Here is a 13,980-nt window from a genome sequence, read left to right as displayed (position 1 = left end):
GGCCGCGCGAGGCCGTCGGCGCTTCTGACTTATACTGGGTTTTTTTCGCCGGAAGCCCGCCGCCATGCGTTTCGAAGGTTCCTCGCAATACGTCGCGACAGACGATCTGAAGCTCGCCGTCAACGCCGCCCTCACGCTGCAACGCCCGCTCCTCATCAAGGGCGAGCCCGGCACGGGCAAGACCATGCTCGCCGAGGAAGTCGCCGCGGCGCTCGACATGCCGCTCCTGCAGTGGCACATCAAGTCGACGACGAAGGCGCAGCAAGGCCTCTACGAATACGATGCGGTGTCGCGCCTGCGCGATTCGCAGCTCGGCGACGAGCGCGTGAAGGACATCGCGAACTACATCGTGAAGGGTGTGCTGTGGCAGGCGTTCGACGCCGAGCGGCCGAGCGTGCTGCTGATCGACGAGATCGACAAGGCCGACATCGAGTTCCCGAACGACCTGCTGCGCGAGCTCGACCGAATGGAGTTCCACGTGTACGAGACGCGCGAGACCGTGCGTGCGCAGCACCGCCCGCTCGTCATCATCACGTCGAACAACGAGAAGGAGCTGCCCGACGCGTTCCTGCGCCGCTGCTTCTTCCACTACATCCAGTTCCCCGATCCGTCGACGATGCAGAAGATCGTCGAGGTTCACTACCCCGGCATCAAGCAGGACCTGCTGCGCGCGGCGCTCGGGAGCTTCTTCGAGCTGCGAGGCGTGTCGGGGCTGAAGAAGAAGCCGTCGACCTCCGAGCTGCTCGACTGGCTGAAGCTCCTTCTCGCCGAAGACATTCCGCCCGACGCGCTGCGCTCGAAGGATCAGAAGCAGATCGTGCCGCCGCTCGCGGGCGCGCTGCTCAAGAACGAGCAGGACGTGAGCCTGTTCGAGCGGCTCGTCTACATGAACCGCCACAACCGCTAGGCTCGCCGGAGCTGCGAGGAGACACGCGAGATGAGCCGCCGGCCCCCATCCGTCACGCCCGCGCTCGAGCACACGACGCTCGAGCGCCGCCCGGCTCGCCATGATTGCGCGAGGGCCCGCCCATGCTGATCGATTTCTTCTATTCGCTGCGCGCCGCGAAGCTGCCGGTGTCGGTCAAGGAATACCTGACGCTGCTGGAGGCGCTGAAGGCGCAGGTGATCGAGCCGTCGCTCGACGCGTTCTACTATCTCGCGCGGATGACGCTCGTGAAGGACGAGCAGTACTTCGACAAGTTCGACAAGGCGTTCGGCGCGTACTTCCACGGCGTGTCGGCGCTGCCCGCGGACGCGTTCGACATCCCGCTCGACTGGCTCGAAAAACGCCTGCAGCGCGAGCTCACGCCCGACGAGAAAGCGCAGATCCAGTCGCTCGGCGGCCCCGACAAGCTGATGGAGCGCCTGAAGCAACTGCTCGACGAGCAGAAGGCGCGCCACGAAGGCGGCAACAAGTGGATCGGCACGGGCGGCGCATCGCCGTTCGGGCACGGCGGCTACAACCCGGAGGGCATCCGGATCGGCGGGCCGTCGAACGGCAACCGCACCGCGGTCAAGGTGTGGGAGGCGCGCGCCTATCGCGACTACGACGACTCGGTCGAGATCGGCACGCGCAACATCAAGGTCGCATTGCGGCGGCTGCGGCGCTTCGCGCGCGAAGGCGCGGCCGAGGAGCTCGATCTGCCCGACACGATCCGCAGCACCGCCGCGAACGCCGGCTGGCTCGACATCAGGATGGTGCCCGAGCGCCACAACAACGTGAAGGTGCTGATGCTGCTCGACGTCGGCGGCTCGATGGACGACCACATCAAGCGCACCGAGGAGCTCTTCTCCGCCGCGAAGGCCGAATTCAAGCACCTCGAGTTCTACTACTTCCACAACTGCGTGTACGACCATCTGTGGAAGAACAACCGCCGTCGCCACTCCGAGCGCACGCCGACCTGGGACGTGCTGCACAAGTTCACGCCCGACTACAAGCTGATCTTCGTCGGCGACGCGACGATGAGCCCGTACGAGGTGCTGCAGCCGGGCGGCTCGGTCGAATACAACAATCCCGAGGCGGGCGCCGTGTGGCTGCGCCGTCTCGCCGATCAGTTCCCGCATCACGCGTGGCTCAATCCCGAGCCCGAGCGCCTGTGGGAATACCGGCAGTCGATCTCGATCATCCGCGACGTGCTCGGCGACCGGATGTATTCGCTCACGCTCGCGGGCCTCGAATCCGCAATGCGCGCGCTCAGCAAGTGACGCGCCCGCCGTCTCCCGAATCTTTCGACGCATCCAACGCTTCCAACCCAACGTTCCACCGATGAGCAGTCAGCCGCCCGCCTCCAACCTGTCGCCCGCCGTCGCGCGGCCGAGCTTTTTCGCCGACACGTCGGCGTCCGCGCTCGTCGCGGGCTTCGTCGCGATGATGACAGGCTATACGAGCTCGCTCGTGCTGATGTTCCAGGCGGGCCGCGCCGCGCATCTGACCGATGCGCAGATCTCGTCGTGGATCTGGGCGCTGTCGATCGGAATGGCCGTGACGACGATCGGGCTATCAATGCGATATCGCGCGCCGATCGTCGTCGCGTGGTCGACGCCCGGCGCGGCGCTCCTCGTCGCGTCGCTGCCGGGCGTCGCGTATGCGGACGCGATCGGCGCGTTCGTCGTCTGCGCGCTGCTGCTCGCCGCGGTCGGTGCGAGCGGCCTGTTTGACACGCTGATGCGCAAGATCCCGTCCGGCATCGCCGCCGCGCTGCTCGCCGGCATCCTGTTCGAGATCGGCATCGAGATCTTCCGCGCCGCGCAGTTCCAGACCGCGCTCGTGCTCGCGATGTTCTTCACGTACCTGATCGTGAAGCGCGCGGCGCCGCAGTCGCGGGCGCGCTCGGCCTGCTCGACTTCAGCCGCTTTCACGTCGCGCTCGCGCGGCCCGTGTTCACGATGCCGTCGTTCTCGCTGTCGGCGATCGTGAGCATCGGCATTCCGCTCTTCGTCGTCGCGATGGCGTCGCAGAACGTGCCCGGCATCGCGGTGCTGCGCGCGGACGGCTATCGGACGCCGTCGTCGCCGCTCATCGCGACGACGGGCATCGCGTCGCTCGTGCTCGCGCCGTTCGGCTCGCACGGGGTCAACCTCGCGGCGATCACGGCCGCGATCTGCACCGGCCCCGAAGCGCACGACGATCGCGAGAAGCGCTACACGGCGGCCGTCTGGTGCGGCGTGTTCTATCTCGTCGCGGGCGTGTTCGGCGCGACGATCGCCGCGCTGTTCGGCGCGCTGCCGAAGGCGCTCGTCGTGTCGGTCGCCGCGCTCGCGCTGTTCGGCTCGATCATGAGCGGCCTGACCAACGCGATGCAGGACGCCCGCCAGCGCGAGGCGGCGCTCGTCACGTTCATGGTGACGGCGTCGGGCCTCACGCTGCTGTCGATCGGCTCGGCGTTCTGGGGCCTCGTCGCGGGCGTGCTCACGCAGGCGATCCTGAACGCGCGCCGCGCCGCCTGACGCGCGTCGATCCCATCGTTCGGCACCCGGTTCCCGGAACCGGCCTAAAATGGAGGGTCCGGCGGCCGCGCGCAGCGCGCGCCGCCCTGCATCGCCCCGCGCCCCGCCGCGCGGTCGTCTTCACCGAACCGGCGCGCCGCGCCTCGCTCTCGACTCGTCATGACTACCGCACTCGACCAGCTCAAGCAGTACACGACCGTCGTCGCCGACACGGGCGACTTCCAGCAACTCGCGCAATACAAGCCGCAGGACGCGACGACGAACCCGTCGCTGATCCTCAAGGCCGTCCAGAAGGACGCCTATCGGCCGATCCTCGAGAAAACGGTCCGCGATCACGCGGGCGAATCCGTCGGCTTCATCATCGACCGTCTGCTGATCGCGTTCGGCACCGAGATCCTGAAGCTGATCCCGGGCCGCGTATCGACCGAAGTCGACGCGCGCCTGTCGTTCGACACGCAGCGCTCGATCGACAAGGGCCGCGAGATCATCAAGCTCTACGAAGCAGCGGGCATCGGCCGCGAGCGCGTGCTGATCAAGCTCGCGTCGACGTGGGAAGGCATTCGCGCGGCCGAAGTGCTGCAACGCGAAGGCATCCGCTGCAACATGACGCTGCTGTTCTCGCTCGTGCAGGCGGCCGCGTGCGCGGAAGCGGGCGCGCAACTGATCTCGCCGTTCGTCGGCCGGATCTACGACTGGTACAAGAAGCGGGCCGGCGCCGAGTGGGACGAGGCGAAGAACGGCGGCGCGAACGATCCGGGCGTCGAGTCGGTGCGCGGCATCTACACGTACTACAAGCACTTCGGCTATAAAACCGAAGTGATGGGCGCGAGCTTCCGCACGACGAGCCAGATCACCGAGCTCGCCGGCTGCGACCTGCTGACGATCAGCCCCGATCTGCTGCAAAAGCTGCAGGACAGCACCGAGACGGTCGCGCGCAAGCTGTCGCCGGACACGGCGAAGGACGCGCCGCTCGAGCGCGTCGCAATCGACGAGTCGTCGTTCCGCTTTCAGTTGAACGACGACGCGATGGCGACCGAGAAGCTCGCCGAAGGCATTCGCCTGTTCTCGGCCGACGCGGTGAAGCTCGAGAAGATGATCGAGGCGCTGCGCTGACGCAAGCGGGCGCCGATTCGCGGCGAGCGGGCGTCGTCGACGTGCGCCCGCCGCGCGGTTCGGCGCCGGCACCTTTTTTCGGATGCCTGAATCGACGGGCGTCGTTCTGCGAAGCGGCGTCCAGCATCGCCGAGCGGCATCGAGCGGCATCGAGCATTCGATTGCCCGCCGATTGCCCACCCATCGCCCGCTGTCGGCGCTGATTTCCGGGGTGCGGTTCGATCGCCGCCCTTCTCCCACGCGCCTTCCTGGCCCGCTCGTTGCGGCCCCTTTCAATCTTCCCGTTACTGTCACCCGGACGCACTACAATCGTCCGCACGGGCGCCGTTGCGCCCGATCCCAGCCCAAGATCAAGGAGACGACGATGCAAGTACAACCGTATCTGTTTTTCGGCGGCCGCTGCGACGAGGCACTGAAGTTCTACGGCGACGCGCTCGGCGCGAAGGTGAATTTCCTCGTACGCTACAGCGAGGCGCCGCCGAATCCCGAGCGGCCGATGCCGCCCGAGATGGCCGACAAGGTGATGCATGCGAATTTCCAGATCGGCGACTCGGTGCTGATGTGCTCGGACGGCGACTGCAAGGCGGGCACGCAGCAGGTGCACGACGGCTACTCGCTGTCGATCGATCCGAAGACCGTCGACGAGGCCAAGAAGATCTTCGACGCGCTGCTCGCGGGCGGCGGCGCAGTGACGATGCCGTTCGAGAAGACGTTCTGGGCGCTCGGCTTCGGCATGCTGCGCGACAAGTTCGGCGTGCACTGGATGATCAACGTCGAAGACCCGAACATGAAGAAGTGAGCGCTTCGGAAGCCGAAGCTTCTCGCGGTCGACGAACGGACGACGCCCGCGGCGCAAGACGCGCCGCGGGCGTTTTCACTTTCGCTTCCGGTCGATATGAAACCGCGCGTCAACTCTCGACGACGTCGAGATAATCCTCCGGCCGCGTGCGGTCTTCCGCATGCGTCATCCCGAACACGCGAACGAGCACGCTGACGACGATCGACACGGCGAAATTCACGAGCAGCGACCAGACGGCCGCGTAGCCCGGAATCGCATGGCCGAACAGATGGATCGTGAAGATCGAGCTCGCGAGCTTCAGCGAAATCGCCATCCACGTGCCGCAAACGAGCCCGGCCACCCAGCCGAGCAGCAGCCCGCGATAGTCGAGCACGCGCGTGTAGAGGCCGAGCACGATCGCGGGCAGCGTCTGGATGATCCAGATCCCGCCGAGCAACTGTAGCTGGATCGCGTACGTGAGCGGCAGCCCGAGAATGAACGCGACCGCGCCGACTTTCACGATCAGCGACACGAGCTTCGCGACGTTCGTCTCCTGATCGTGCGTCATGTTGCGATTGACGAATTCGCGGTGGATGTTGCGCGTGTAGAGGTTCGAGGCCGCGATCGACATGATCGCGGCCGGCACGAGCGCGCCGATCCCGATCGCGGCGAACGCGACGCCGACGAACCACGATGGGAAGAAGTGCAGGAACAATGCCGGCACCGCGAAGTTCGGCCCGAACGCCTTGAAGTACGGCGCGTATTCCGGCATGTCCTTCACGCCCGACGCGAGCGCCATGTAGCCGAGCAGCGCGAGCAGGCCGAGCACGAACGAGTACGCGGGCAGCATCGCCATGTTGCGCCGGATCGTGTTGCCCGACGATGACGACAGGATCGCCGTCACCGAATGCGGATACAGGAACAGCGCGAGCGCCGAGCCGATCGCGAGCGTCGTGTACGCGCTGAAGCCGTTCAGGCTCGATACGTCGGGCGCCCTCAGCAGCAGCTTCGCGGGCGGCACCGCGCCGAAGATGTGCCCGAAGCCGCCGAGCTTCGCCGGAATCACGATCACGGCCGCGGCGATCGTGATGTAGATCAGGATGTCCTTGACGATCGCGATCATCGCGGGCGCGCGCAGGCCCGACGTGTACGTGTACGCGGCGAGGATCGCGAATGCGATGATGAGCGGCAGGTCGCCGACGAAGCCCTTGGTGTCGAAGCCGAGCCCGCCGATCACGACCTCGATGCCGACGAGTTGCAGCGCGATGTACGGCATCGTCGCGACGATGCCCGTCACCGCGACGGCGAGCGCGAGCGAGCGGCTGCCGTAGCGGGCGCTGACGAAGTCGGCGGCCGTCACGTAGCCGTGGCGCTTCGCGATGCTCCAGAGTTTCGGGAACACGACGAACGCGAACGGATAGATGAGGATCGTGTACGGCAGCGCGAAGAAGCCCATCGCGCCCGCGCCGAACACGAGCGCCGGCACGGCGACGAACGTGTACGCGGTATAGAGGTCGCCGCCCAGCAGGAACCACGTGACGATCGTGCCGAAGCGCCGGCCGCCGAGTCCCCATTCGTCGAGGTGCGCGAGATTGCCGCGCCGCCAGTTCGCGGCGAGAAAGCCCATGATCGTCACGCCGACGAAGAACAGCACGAAGACGAAGGTCGCGGTCAGATTCATTTGCCGTCTCCCCGCGGGACGCCCTTCCAGCAGTTCTTCGTCTTGAAGTAGACGAACGCCGTGATCACCGCGCTAATGAACACCCACAGCAGCTGGTACCAGTAGAAAAATGGGAATCCGAACCATTGCGGTTCGATCTTGTTGTACGACGGCACCCAGACCATCGCAACGAGCGGCAGGACCAGCAGCCAGAGCCAGCGTTTCGCGGCGCGGCTGGCGTCGGCATCGTGCGCCATGACGTCTCCTCTTCACATCCCGGTTATTGATATGTTCTGAACGGGTACGGCGGTGCGAGAGGAACGACACGACGGGTAAGCCGCGCCTCCCCTGGCGTCAGTCAGTATAAAAGTCGGAAATGCCCGGTCATACGAGGGCGAACCCGAAGCCGGCGCGCGCCGCCGCCCGTCCATCCGGCGGCGGCGCGAGCGGCTGCTTCGACGTCAGATCGTGAAAACGTCGGCGCGCTCGCCGAACGACGCTTTCAATCCTTTCACCCACGAGCGCGCGGGCAGGCGCAGCTCGGCTTCGATCATCTTCGCGCGCTCGGTCAGCTGTGCGAACGACGTCGACAGCGGCGGGCCGGAGAATGCGAGCGCGATCCGGTTGCCGTCGTGCACTTCGGGCAGCGCGATCACGCGCTGCCCGAATGCGGCGTTCAGATGCTTCATGTTGCGCACGAAGCTCGGATGGTCGCCGAACAGATTGATCGTCGCGATGCCCGCGTCGGCGAGACATCCGCGCACCGCGCGATAGAACGCGACGCTGTCGAGCACCGGGCCGCGCGCGGTCGCGTCATACAGGTCGATCTGCAGCGCGCCGATCGTGCCGCGATTCTTCGGATCATTGACGAAATCCCACGCGTGCGCTTCGTGGACGGCCAGACGCGCGTCGTCGAACGGCAGCTCGAACATCGAGCGCGCGGCGACGATCACGGCCGGATTCAGCTCGACCGCCTCGACGTGTGCGCGCGGCAGGTAGCGATGCGCGAACTTCGTCAGCGCGCCGGTGCCGAGGCCCAGCTGGACGATGCGTTTCGGCGTTTCGAGGAAGAGCAGCCACGCCATCATCTGCTGCGCGTACTCGAGCTCGATGTGATAAGGCTTCGACAGGCGCATCGCGCCTTGCACCCACTCGGTGCCGAAATGCAGATAGCGCACGCCGCGCTCTTCGGAAAACGTGACGGGCGCGAAGCGCGGCTTGCGCGGCGCGTCGAGGACGGCGACGCCGTCGACTTCGTCGTCGAACTCGGCGCGGCTGCGCTTCGTGCGTGTCGGTTTGAGCTTGTCGGAGCCGTTATAGGAAGACGGCTTGCCGCGCTGGGACGCGCGCGCCTCGGCGGACGCGCGCTTGATCAATCGGGTCATGGATGAATCTCGTACGGATGTGGCTGTTTGGGCGAACGAGAGGATAGCATTCGCGGCAGCGCGCATAGGCGAACCGCTCGCTCGCGTCGTTGCGTGCGGCGACACGCCGGACGACGACGATGAAGACGATGAAGACGAAGCAGGCGAACAGGAAACACGCGGTCGAGCGTCGCGCCGCGTGCGAAGCATCTCAAGCGGCGATGTCCTTCCAGAAAACCAGCTTCTGCTCGAACGACAGCATCGCATTCGCCGGACTGGAAGAAGGCAGCACGAGCGTATCGAACCCCGCCGCGCGAATCGTCGGCTCGAAGCGCCCCGCCGTCTTGCCGTTGAAGCACACCTTCCTCAGCTTCGGCGCGACTTCCCACAGCGGCGCGAAATCGTTCGGCCGCGCGTTGCGGATCGCCGCATCGAGGCTGCCTTCGCGATGGCATGCGGCGAGCACGTCCCAGATGCCGAAGCCGTGCGCGAGCACGCGCGTCAGACGCTGCTCGTACGGCCGCGCGTGCAGATCCGGCTCGCCGAGCACGGTGCCCAGCAAGCGCCAGAACTGATTGCGCGGATGCGCGTAGTACTGGGCGGCCGCGAGCGACGCCTCGCCGGGAAAGCTGCCGAGTATCAGCGTATGCGTGCCGGGCGACACGACGGGAGGGAAACCGCGCAACATCACGCCGCCTCGCTGTCGCGCGCGCGGCGCTCGCCGTGCGCGTCGAGATGCCGCCACAGCGCGGGCAGCATGCACTCGGTCACCATCAGCGGCGCGCCGTGCCGCTCGAACACCGAGCGGCGCGCGGCGAACGCGTGCTGCGCAGCATGCGCGCGGTTGAGCGCGCGCGACGCCAGCGCGAAGAGCGGATGCCCCGCGATCACGCGCCGGCTCACGAGCGCCGAGCGGGTCACTTCGGGATCGCTGTACAGCAGCTCGGCGAGCGGCCGCGTGCGCAGCCGCCGCATCGCCTGCCACACGCCCTTGCTCGCGGCGAGCGGCGCGATGCTGTGCGCGGCCACGAACGGCGTGCCGTCGACCGCGAGCACCACCTCGCGCACCCAGACAGGCGTGCGCGTCACGCACGCGAGTGCCGCATGCTCGTCGGCCCACGGCGTCGCGACGGCTTCGCGCGTCACGCGCACCGTCACGCCGCCGAGCCGCGCGAGATGCGCGGTCAGCGAGCCGCCGCGCGTGAGCCAGTCCTTCTGCGCGCTCGACGCACCGGGGCGCGGCGTCTCGCGCCAGTGCGCACCGGCCGCGTCGAAACGCATCCGCGCCATCACGCCGCGCGCGACAGCAACAGCGCGTTGGTCCGCTTGACGAAGCTCGCCGGATCCTCGAGCGCGCCGCCTTCGGCGAGCAGCGCCTGCTCGAACAGCAGGTGGCACCAGTCGCCGAAGTCCGCGCCATCGGCCTTCAGCGCCTTGACGAGCGGATGCTCCGGATTGATCTCGAGGATCGGCTGGAACGCCGGCGCATTCTGGCCCGCCGCCTTCAGCATCCGCTGCAGGTAGCCGCTCATGTCGTTGTCGTCGGCGACGAGGCACGACGGCGAATCGGTCAGCCGGAACGTGACGCGCACGTCCTTCACCTTGTCGCCGAGCGTTTCCTTCATCTTGTCGACGACGGGCTTCATCGCCTCGCCCGTCTCTTCCTGCGCCTTCTTCTCTTCGTCGTTCAGCGAGCCGAGATCGAGATCGCCGCGCGCGACGCTCGCGAGCGCCTTGCCGTCGAACTCCTGCAGGAACGACAGCATCCATTCGTCGACGCGGTCGGTGAGCAGCAGCACCTCGACGCCCTTCTTGCGGAACACTTCGAGATGCGGGCTGTTCTTCGCGGCCTGCCACGTGTCGGCCGTCACGTAGTAGAGCTTCGACTGCTCGGGCTTCATCCGCGCGACGTAGTCGGCGAGCGCCACGTCCTGCACGTCGGTGTCGCCGTGCGTCGACGCGAAGCGCAGGAGCTTCGCGACGCGCTCGCGATTCGCGTGATCCTCGCCGACGCCTTCCTTCAGCACCTGGCCGAACGCGCCCCAGAACGTCTTGTACTTCTCGCGGCCGGCATCGTCTTGCGCGTTCGCCAGCTCTTCGAGCATCGACAGCACGCGCTTCGTCACGCCTTCGCGGATCGCCTTCACGTCGCGGCTTTCCTGCAGGATTTCGCGCGACACGTTGAGCGGCAGATCCGACGAGTCGACGACGCCCTTCACGAAGCGCAGGTACTGCGGCAGCAGCTGCTCGGCGTCGTCCATGATGAACACGCGCTTCACGTACAGCTTGAGGCCGCCGCGATAGTCGCGGTTCCACAGGTCGAACGGCGCGTGCGACGGCACGTATAGGAGCTGCGTGTACTCGCTGCGGCCTTCGACGCGGTTGTGCGTCCACGCGAGCGGATCTTGATGATCATGCGCGAGGTGCTGGTAGAACTGCTTGTACTGGTCTTCGGCGATGTCGCTCTTCGAACGGGTCCAGAGCGCGCTCGCCTGGTTGACGGTTTCGTCCTCGTCCTTCTCGACCATCTCGCCCTTGTCCTGATCCCACTCTTCCTTCTTCATCAGGATCGGCAGTGCGACGTGGTCCGAATACTTCTGGACGATCGACTTCAGGCGGTACGACGACAGGAGCTCGTCCTCGCCTTCGCGCAGATGCAGCGTGATCGTCGTGCCGCGCGCGGCGCGCTCGACCGTGTCGACCGAGAAGTCGCCCTCGCCCGTGCTTTCCCAGTGCACGCCTTCGGACGCGGGCAGGCCCGCGCGGCGCGTCTCGACCGTGATCCTGTCCGCGACGATGAAGCCCGAGTAGAAGCCGACGCCGAACTGGCCGATCAAGGCCGCGTCCTTCTGCTGGTCGCCGGAGAGCTTCGAGAAGAACTCCTTCGTGCCCGAGCGCGCGATCGTGCCGAGGTTCGCGATCGCCTCGTCGCGGCTCATGCCGATTCCGTTGTCGTCGATCGTGATCGTGCGCGCGGCCTTGTCGAACGACAGGCGGATGCGCAGATTCGGATCGCTCTCATAGAGCGCGTTGTTTTCCAGCGCCTCGAAACGGAGCTTGTCGGCGGCGTCGGACGCGTTCGACACGAGTTCGCGCAGGAAGATCTCCTTGTTGCTGTAAAGCGAATGAATCATCAGGTGGAGGAGTTGCTTGACCTCTGCCTGAAAGCTCATGGTTTGCTGAGTCATCTTGATTTACCCATTGATTGCGTCAATACGACAGACGTTTTCGATTTACAACCCCATAGGAGCCGGCGCGCGGCATCCCGCGACGCTCGACCGCGCCCCAAGTTGGGGCGCTTGCGGAAGTTTCAAGAGGCGCGGCGATTCACGCTGTCGAGATAGCGGCCAAGGAACGCCGGCAGCGCGGGGTCGCCGCAGTTCGCGACGTTGAAACGGGTCCAGGTCGACGGCGACTGCTGCGGCGAAAACAGGCTGCCCGGCGTGAGCAGGAAGCCCTCCTCGTGCGCGGCCGCGGCGAGCGCGTCCGAATCGACGCCCGTGTCGGCCCACAGGAACATCCCGGCCGCCGGCATCGTGAAGAGCCGCATCCCGGTGCGCTCGAGCATCCGCGCGGTCTTGTCGCGCACGCCGTCGAGCCGCGCGCGCAGCCGCTCGACGTGGCGCCGGTAGTGCCCTTCCGTCAGCACCTTGTACAGCACGCGCTCGTTGAGCTCGGGCGTCGTCATCCCGACGAGCATCTTCTGGTCCGTCAGCGCTTTCGCAAGCTCCGGCGCGCACGCGATGTAGCCGACCCGCAGGTTCGCCGCGAGCGTCTTCGAATAGCTGCCGAGGAAGATCACGCGCTTCAGCTGGTCGAGGCTCGCGAGGCGCGTCGCCGGATAGCTCGGCGGGCACAGGTCGCCGTAGACGTCGTCTTCGACGACGAGAAAATCGTACGCCTCGGCGAGCTTCAGGATCCGGAACGCCTGCGCGGCCGACAGCGACGTGCCTGTCGGATTGTGCAGCACCGAGTTGATCACGAGCATCTTCGGACGCCACATCTGCACGAGGTTCTCGAGCGCGTCGAGATCGGGGCCGTCGGGCGTGTACGGCATCCCGACGAGCCGCGCGCCCTGCGACGCGAAGCGGCCGAACATCTGGAACCAGGCCGGATCGCCGACGATCACCGCGTCGCCCGGCTGCACGCAGAGGCGCGAGATCAGGTCGATCGCCTGCGTGATGCCGGACACGAGCACGAGCTGCTCGGGCGTCGCGCCGATCTCGATTTCGGCCAGGCGCGTCTGTAGCTGCTGACGCAGCGGCAGGAAGCCCTGCGCGCTGCCGAAGCCGAGCATCTGCGCGCCCGCCTGCCGGCCGAGCGCGCGCAACGCGCTCGTGATCAGCTCGCCGTCGAGCCAGCGGCTCGGCAGATAGCCGAGTCCCGGCCCCTTTTCCGGGCTGACCGTGTGCAGCATGTTGCGCAGCAGCCAGACGACGTCGATCGTGTTGTGCACCGGCTGCGCCTGTCCGCCTTCAGGCCCGGCGACGGGCCGCGGCCCCGGCGCGCGCTCGCGCACGTAGAAGCCCGACCCGCGCCGCGAATCGAGATAGCCTTGCGCGACGAGCCGCTCGTACGCCTCGACGACGGTGAAGCGCGACACGCTCTTGTCGACCGCGAGCTTGCGGATCGACGGCATCCGCATGCCGGGCCGGAACACGCGCTCGTCGATCCGGCGGCGCGCCCACTGCACGAGCTGGTCGACGAGCGTGAGCGTCGCGGTATCGTGCGGCGCGGGGATCTGCGCAAGCGGAACGGTGGACATCGCGGGCCTCCAACTGTACCGAAGAGTATCGCCGCGATTGTACCGTTACTGTGCCGGTCGCCGCGATTACAGTTTTTTCGACGGCGATGCGGCGCAATGGCGCACGTCCGCCGGGAAACCGGTCCCGATTCCTCGCTTTTCGTTCGATGGCAGCGCATTCACTGAAACTCGATCATCTCGTTGTCGCCGCGCGCACGCTTGAAGAAGGCGTCGCGTACGTCGCCGACACGCTCGGCCTGGAGCCCGCGGGCGGCGGCGCGCATCCGTCGATGCGCACGCACAATCGCCTGTTCGGCCTGTGGGGCGGCGCGTATCTCGAAGTGATCGCCCCCGATCCCGACGCGCCCCCGCCCGCCGACGGCGAGCCGCGGCCGCGCCTCTTCGGCCTCGACGATCCGGCGACGCACGCGCGCCTCGAACAGGGCCCGTACCTCGCGCACTGGGTCGCGCGCGTCGATCGCCCGCGCCGGCTCGACCTGTGGCAGCGCCAGTATCCGGCGCGGATCGCCCGCGCCGTGGCGATGACGCGCGGCGACTTCGGCTGGCGGCTGACGGTGCCCGACGACGGCTCGCTGCCCGCGTGGCGGCACGCGGGCGACGGCGTGCTGCCGTCGCTGATCCAGTGGAACGACGCGCGCCACCCGGCCGACACGCTGCCGCACGGCGGCGTCGCGCTGAGGGCGCTCAAGGGCGCGCACCCGCAGGCGGACGCCGTGCGCGAGCAACTCGTCTGGCTGAACGCGGCGCACCTGATCGACCTCGACGCGGGCGAGACGCCCGCGCTCGCCGCCGAATTCGACACGCCCGCGGGCGCGCGCACGCTGCGCTAGCCGCACGGCGGCCCGCTCTCTCA

Annotated in this window: 12 protein-coding genes and 1 pseudogene; 6 read left to right on the top strand and 7 right to left on the bottom strand. The window is 67.1% G+C overall.

Going from position 1 to position 13,980, the window contains the following annotated elements:
* Positions 1 to 64 precede the first annotated feature (64 nt).
* The 5 genes and pseudogenes from WS62_RS15130 (at position 65) to WS62_RS15110 (ending at position 5,359) form a co-directional block, all read left to right on the top strand.
* Positions 65 to 907 (top strand): AAA family ATPase, encoded by an 843-nt coding sequence (locus tag WS62_RS15130; RefSeq protein WP_066572044.1) that lies wholly within the window; start codon positions 65 to 67, stop codon positions 905 to 907.
* A gap of 122 nt (positions 908 to 1,029) precedes the next feature.
* Positions 1,030 to 2,205: a vWA domain-containing protein gene (locus WS62_RS15125; protein WP_066572041.1), complete on the top strand. Its 1,176-nt coding sequence runs from the start codon at positions 1,030 to 1,032 to the stop codon at positions 2,203 to 2,205.
* 61 nt (positions 2,206 to 2,266) lie between these two features.
* Positions 2,267 to 3,447, top strand: a pseudogene (locus WS62_RS15120) (benzoate/H(+) symporter BenE family transporter).
* A gap of 159 nt (positions 3,448 to 3,606) precedes the next feature.
* Complete coding sequence (tal, locus tag WS62_RS15115; RefSeq protein ID WP_066572039.1) at positions 3,607 to 4,560, top strand: transaldolase; 954 nt, start codon at positions 3,607 to 3,609, stop codon at positions 4,558 to 4,560.
* A 364-nt stretch (positions 4,561 to 4,924) separates the two neighbouring features.
* The gene (locus tag WS62_RS15110) at positions 4,925 to 5,359 is read left to right on the top strand and encodes a VOC family protein (protein ID WP_066484637.1); all 435 of its coding nucleotides are present in this window, start codon (positions 4,925 to 4,927) and stop codon (positions 5,357 to 5,359) included.
* A 109-nt stretch (positions 5,360 to 5,468) separates the two neighbouring features.
* On the opposite strand, the gene mctP is transcribed toward WS62_RS15110, so the two are convergent.
* The 7 genes from mctP to WS62_RS15075 form a co-directional block, all read right to left on the bottom strand.
* A complete protein-coding gene (mctP, locus tag WS62_RS15105) occupies positions 5,469 to 7,019 on the bottom strand; it encodes a monocarboxylate uptake permease MctP (RefSeq protein ID WP_066572037.1) in 1,551 nt (516 codons plus the stop codon).
* Positions 7,016 to 7,255, bottom strand: coding sequence for a DUF3311 domain-containing protein (locus WS62_RS15100; RefSeq protein ID WP_066572034.1), 240 nt, complete (start codon positions 7,253 to 7,255; stop codon positions 7,016 to 7,018). The genes mctP and WS62_RS15100 overlap by 4 nt, the downstream gene beginning before the upstream one ends.
* 204 nt (positions 7,256 to 7,459) lie before the next feature.
* Entirely contained in the window at positions 7,460 to 8,383 is a 924-nt protein-coding gene (locus tag WS62_RS15095) for a spermidine synthase (RefSeq protein WP_066572032.1), read from the bottom strand.
* Between the two features lie 190 nt (positions 8,384 to 8,573).
* Positions 8,574 to 9,050: a DNA-deoxyinosine glycosylase gene (locus WS62_RS15090; protein ID WP_066572030.1), complete on the bottom strand. Its 477-nt coding sequence runs from the start codon at positions 9,048 to 9,050 to the stop codon at positions 8,574 to 8,576.
* On the bottom strand, positions 9,050 to 9,652 hold the full coding sequence (locus WS62_RS15085) for a chorismate--pyruvate lyase family protein (RefSeq protein WP_197422843.1): 603 nt from the start codon (positions 9,650 to 9,652) through the stop codon (positions 9,050 to 9,052). Before WS62_RS15085 ends, WS62_RS15090 begins: the two co-directional genes overlap by 1 nt.
* Positions 9,652 to 11,550, bottom strand: a complete 1,899-nt coding sequence (gene htpG / locus WS62_RS15080; RefSeq protein ID WP_066572027.1) for a molecular chaperone HtpG — start codon at positions 11,548 to 11,550, stop codon at positions 9,652 to 9,654. Before htpG ends, WS62_RS15085 begins: the two co-directional genes overlap by 1 nt.
* A 122-nt stretch (positions 11,551 to 11,672) precedes the next feature.
* A complete protein-coding gene (locus tag WS62_RS15075; RefSeq protein WP_066572025.1) occupies positions 11,673 to 13,127 on the bottom strand; it encodes an aminotransferase-like domain-containing protein in 1,455 nt (484 codons plus the stop codon).
* Positions 13,128 to 13,273: 146 nt separating this feature from the next.
* Between WS62_RS15075 and WS62_RS15070 the strand changes: the two genes are divergently transcribed.
* The gene (locus tag WS62_RS15070; RefSeq protein ID WP_066572023.1) at positions 13,274 to 13,957 is read left to right on the top strand and encodes a VOC family protein; all 684 of its coding nucleotides are present in this window, start codon (positions 13,274 to 13,276) and stop codon (positions 13,955 to 13,957) included.
* The last annotated feature ends 23 nt before the right edge of the window (positions 13,958 to 13,980 follow it).

Source organism: Burkholderia sp. ABCPW 14 (assembly GCF_001523835.1).
Taxonomy (GTDB): Bacteria; Pseudomonadota; Gammaproteobacteria; order Burkholderiales; family Burkholderiaceae; genus Burkholderia; species Burkholderia mayonis.
The sequence above is the reverse complement of the archived record's forward strand: the minus strand, read 5'-3'. Positions and strand labels throughout refer to the sequence as shown.

Excerpts from the sequence above, each read along its gene's own strand:
- WS62_RS15130 (WP_066572044.1), top strand. The coding sequence starts at position 65 with ATGCGTTTCGAAGGTTCCTCGCAATACGTCGCGACAGACGATCTGAAG.
- WS62_RS15125 (WP_066572041.1), top strand. The coding sequence starts at position 1,030 with ATGCTGATCGATTTCTTCTATTCGCTGCGCGCCGCGAAGCTGCCGGTG.
- tal (WP_066572039.1), top strand. The coding sequence starts at position 3,607 with ATGACTACCGCACTCGACCAGCTCAAGCAGTACACGACCGTCGTCGCC.
- WS62_RS15110 (WP_066484637.1), top strand. The coding sequence starts at position 4,925 with ATGCAAGTACAACCGTATCTGTTTTTCGGCGGCCGCTGCGACGAGGCA.
- mctP (WP_066572037.1), bottom strand. The coding sequence starts at position 7,019 with ATGAATCTGACCGCGACCTTCGTCTTCGTGCTGTTCTTCGTCGGCGTG.
- WS62_RS15100 (WP_066572034.1), bottom strand. The coding sequence starts at position 7,255 with ATGGCGCACGATGCCGACGCCAGCCGCGCCGCGAAACGCTGGCTCTGG.
- WS62_RS15095 (WP_066572032.1), bottom strand. The coding sequence starts at position 8,383 with ATGACCCGATTGATCAAGCGCGCGTCCGCCGAGGCGCGCGCGTCCCAG.
- WS62_RS15090 (WP_066572030.1), bottom strand. The coding sequence starts at position 9,050 with ATGTTGCGCGGTTTCCCTCCCGTCGTGTCGCCCGGCACGCATACGCTG.
- WS62_RS15085 (WP_197422843.1), bottom strand. The coding sequence starts at position 9,652 with ATGGCGCGGATGCGTTTCGACGCGGCCGGTGCGCACTGGCGCGAGACG.
- htpG (WP_066572027.1), bottom strand. The coding sequence starts at position 11,550 with ATGACTCAGCAAACCATGAGCTTTCAGGCAGAGGTCAAGCAACTCCTC.
- WS62_RS15075 (WP_066572025.1), bottom strand. The coding sequence starts at position 13,127 with ATGTCCACCGTTCCGCTTGCGCAGATCCCCGCGCCGCACGATACCGCG.
- WS62_RS15070 (WP_066572023.1), top strand. The coding sequence starts at position 13,274 with ATGGCAGCGCATTCACTGAAACTCGATCATCTCGTTGTCGCCGCGCGC.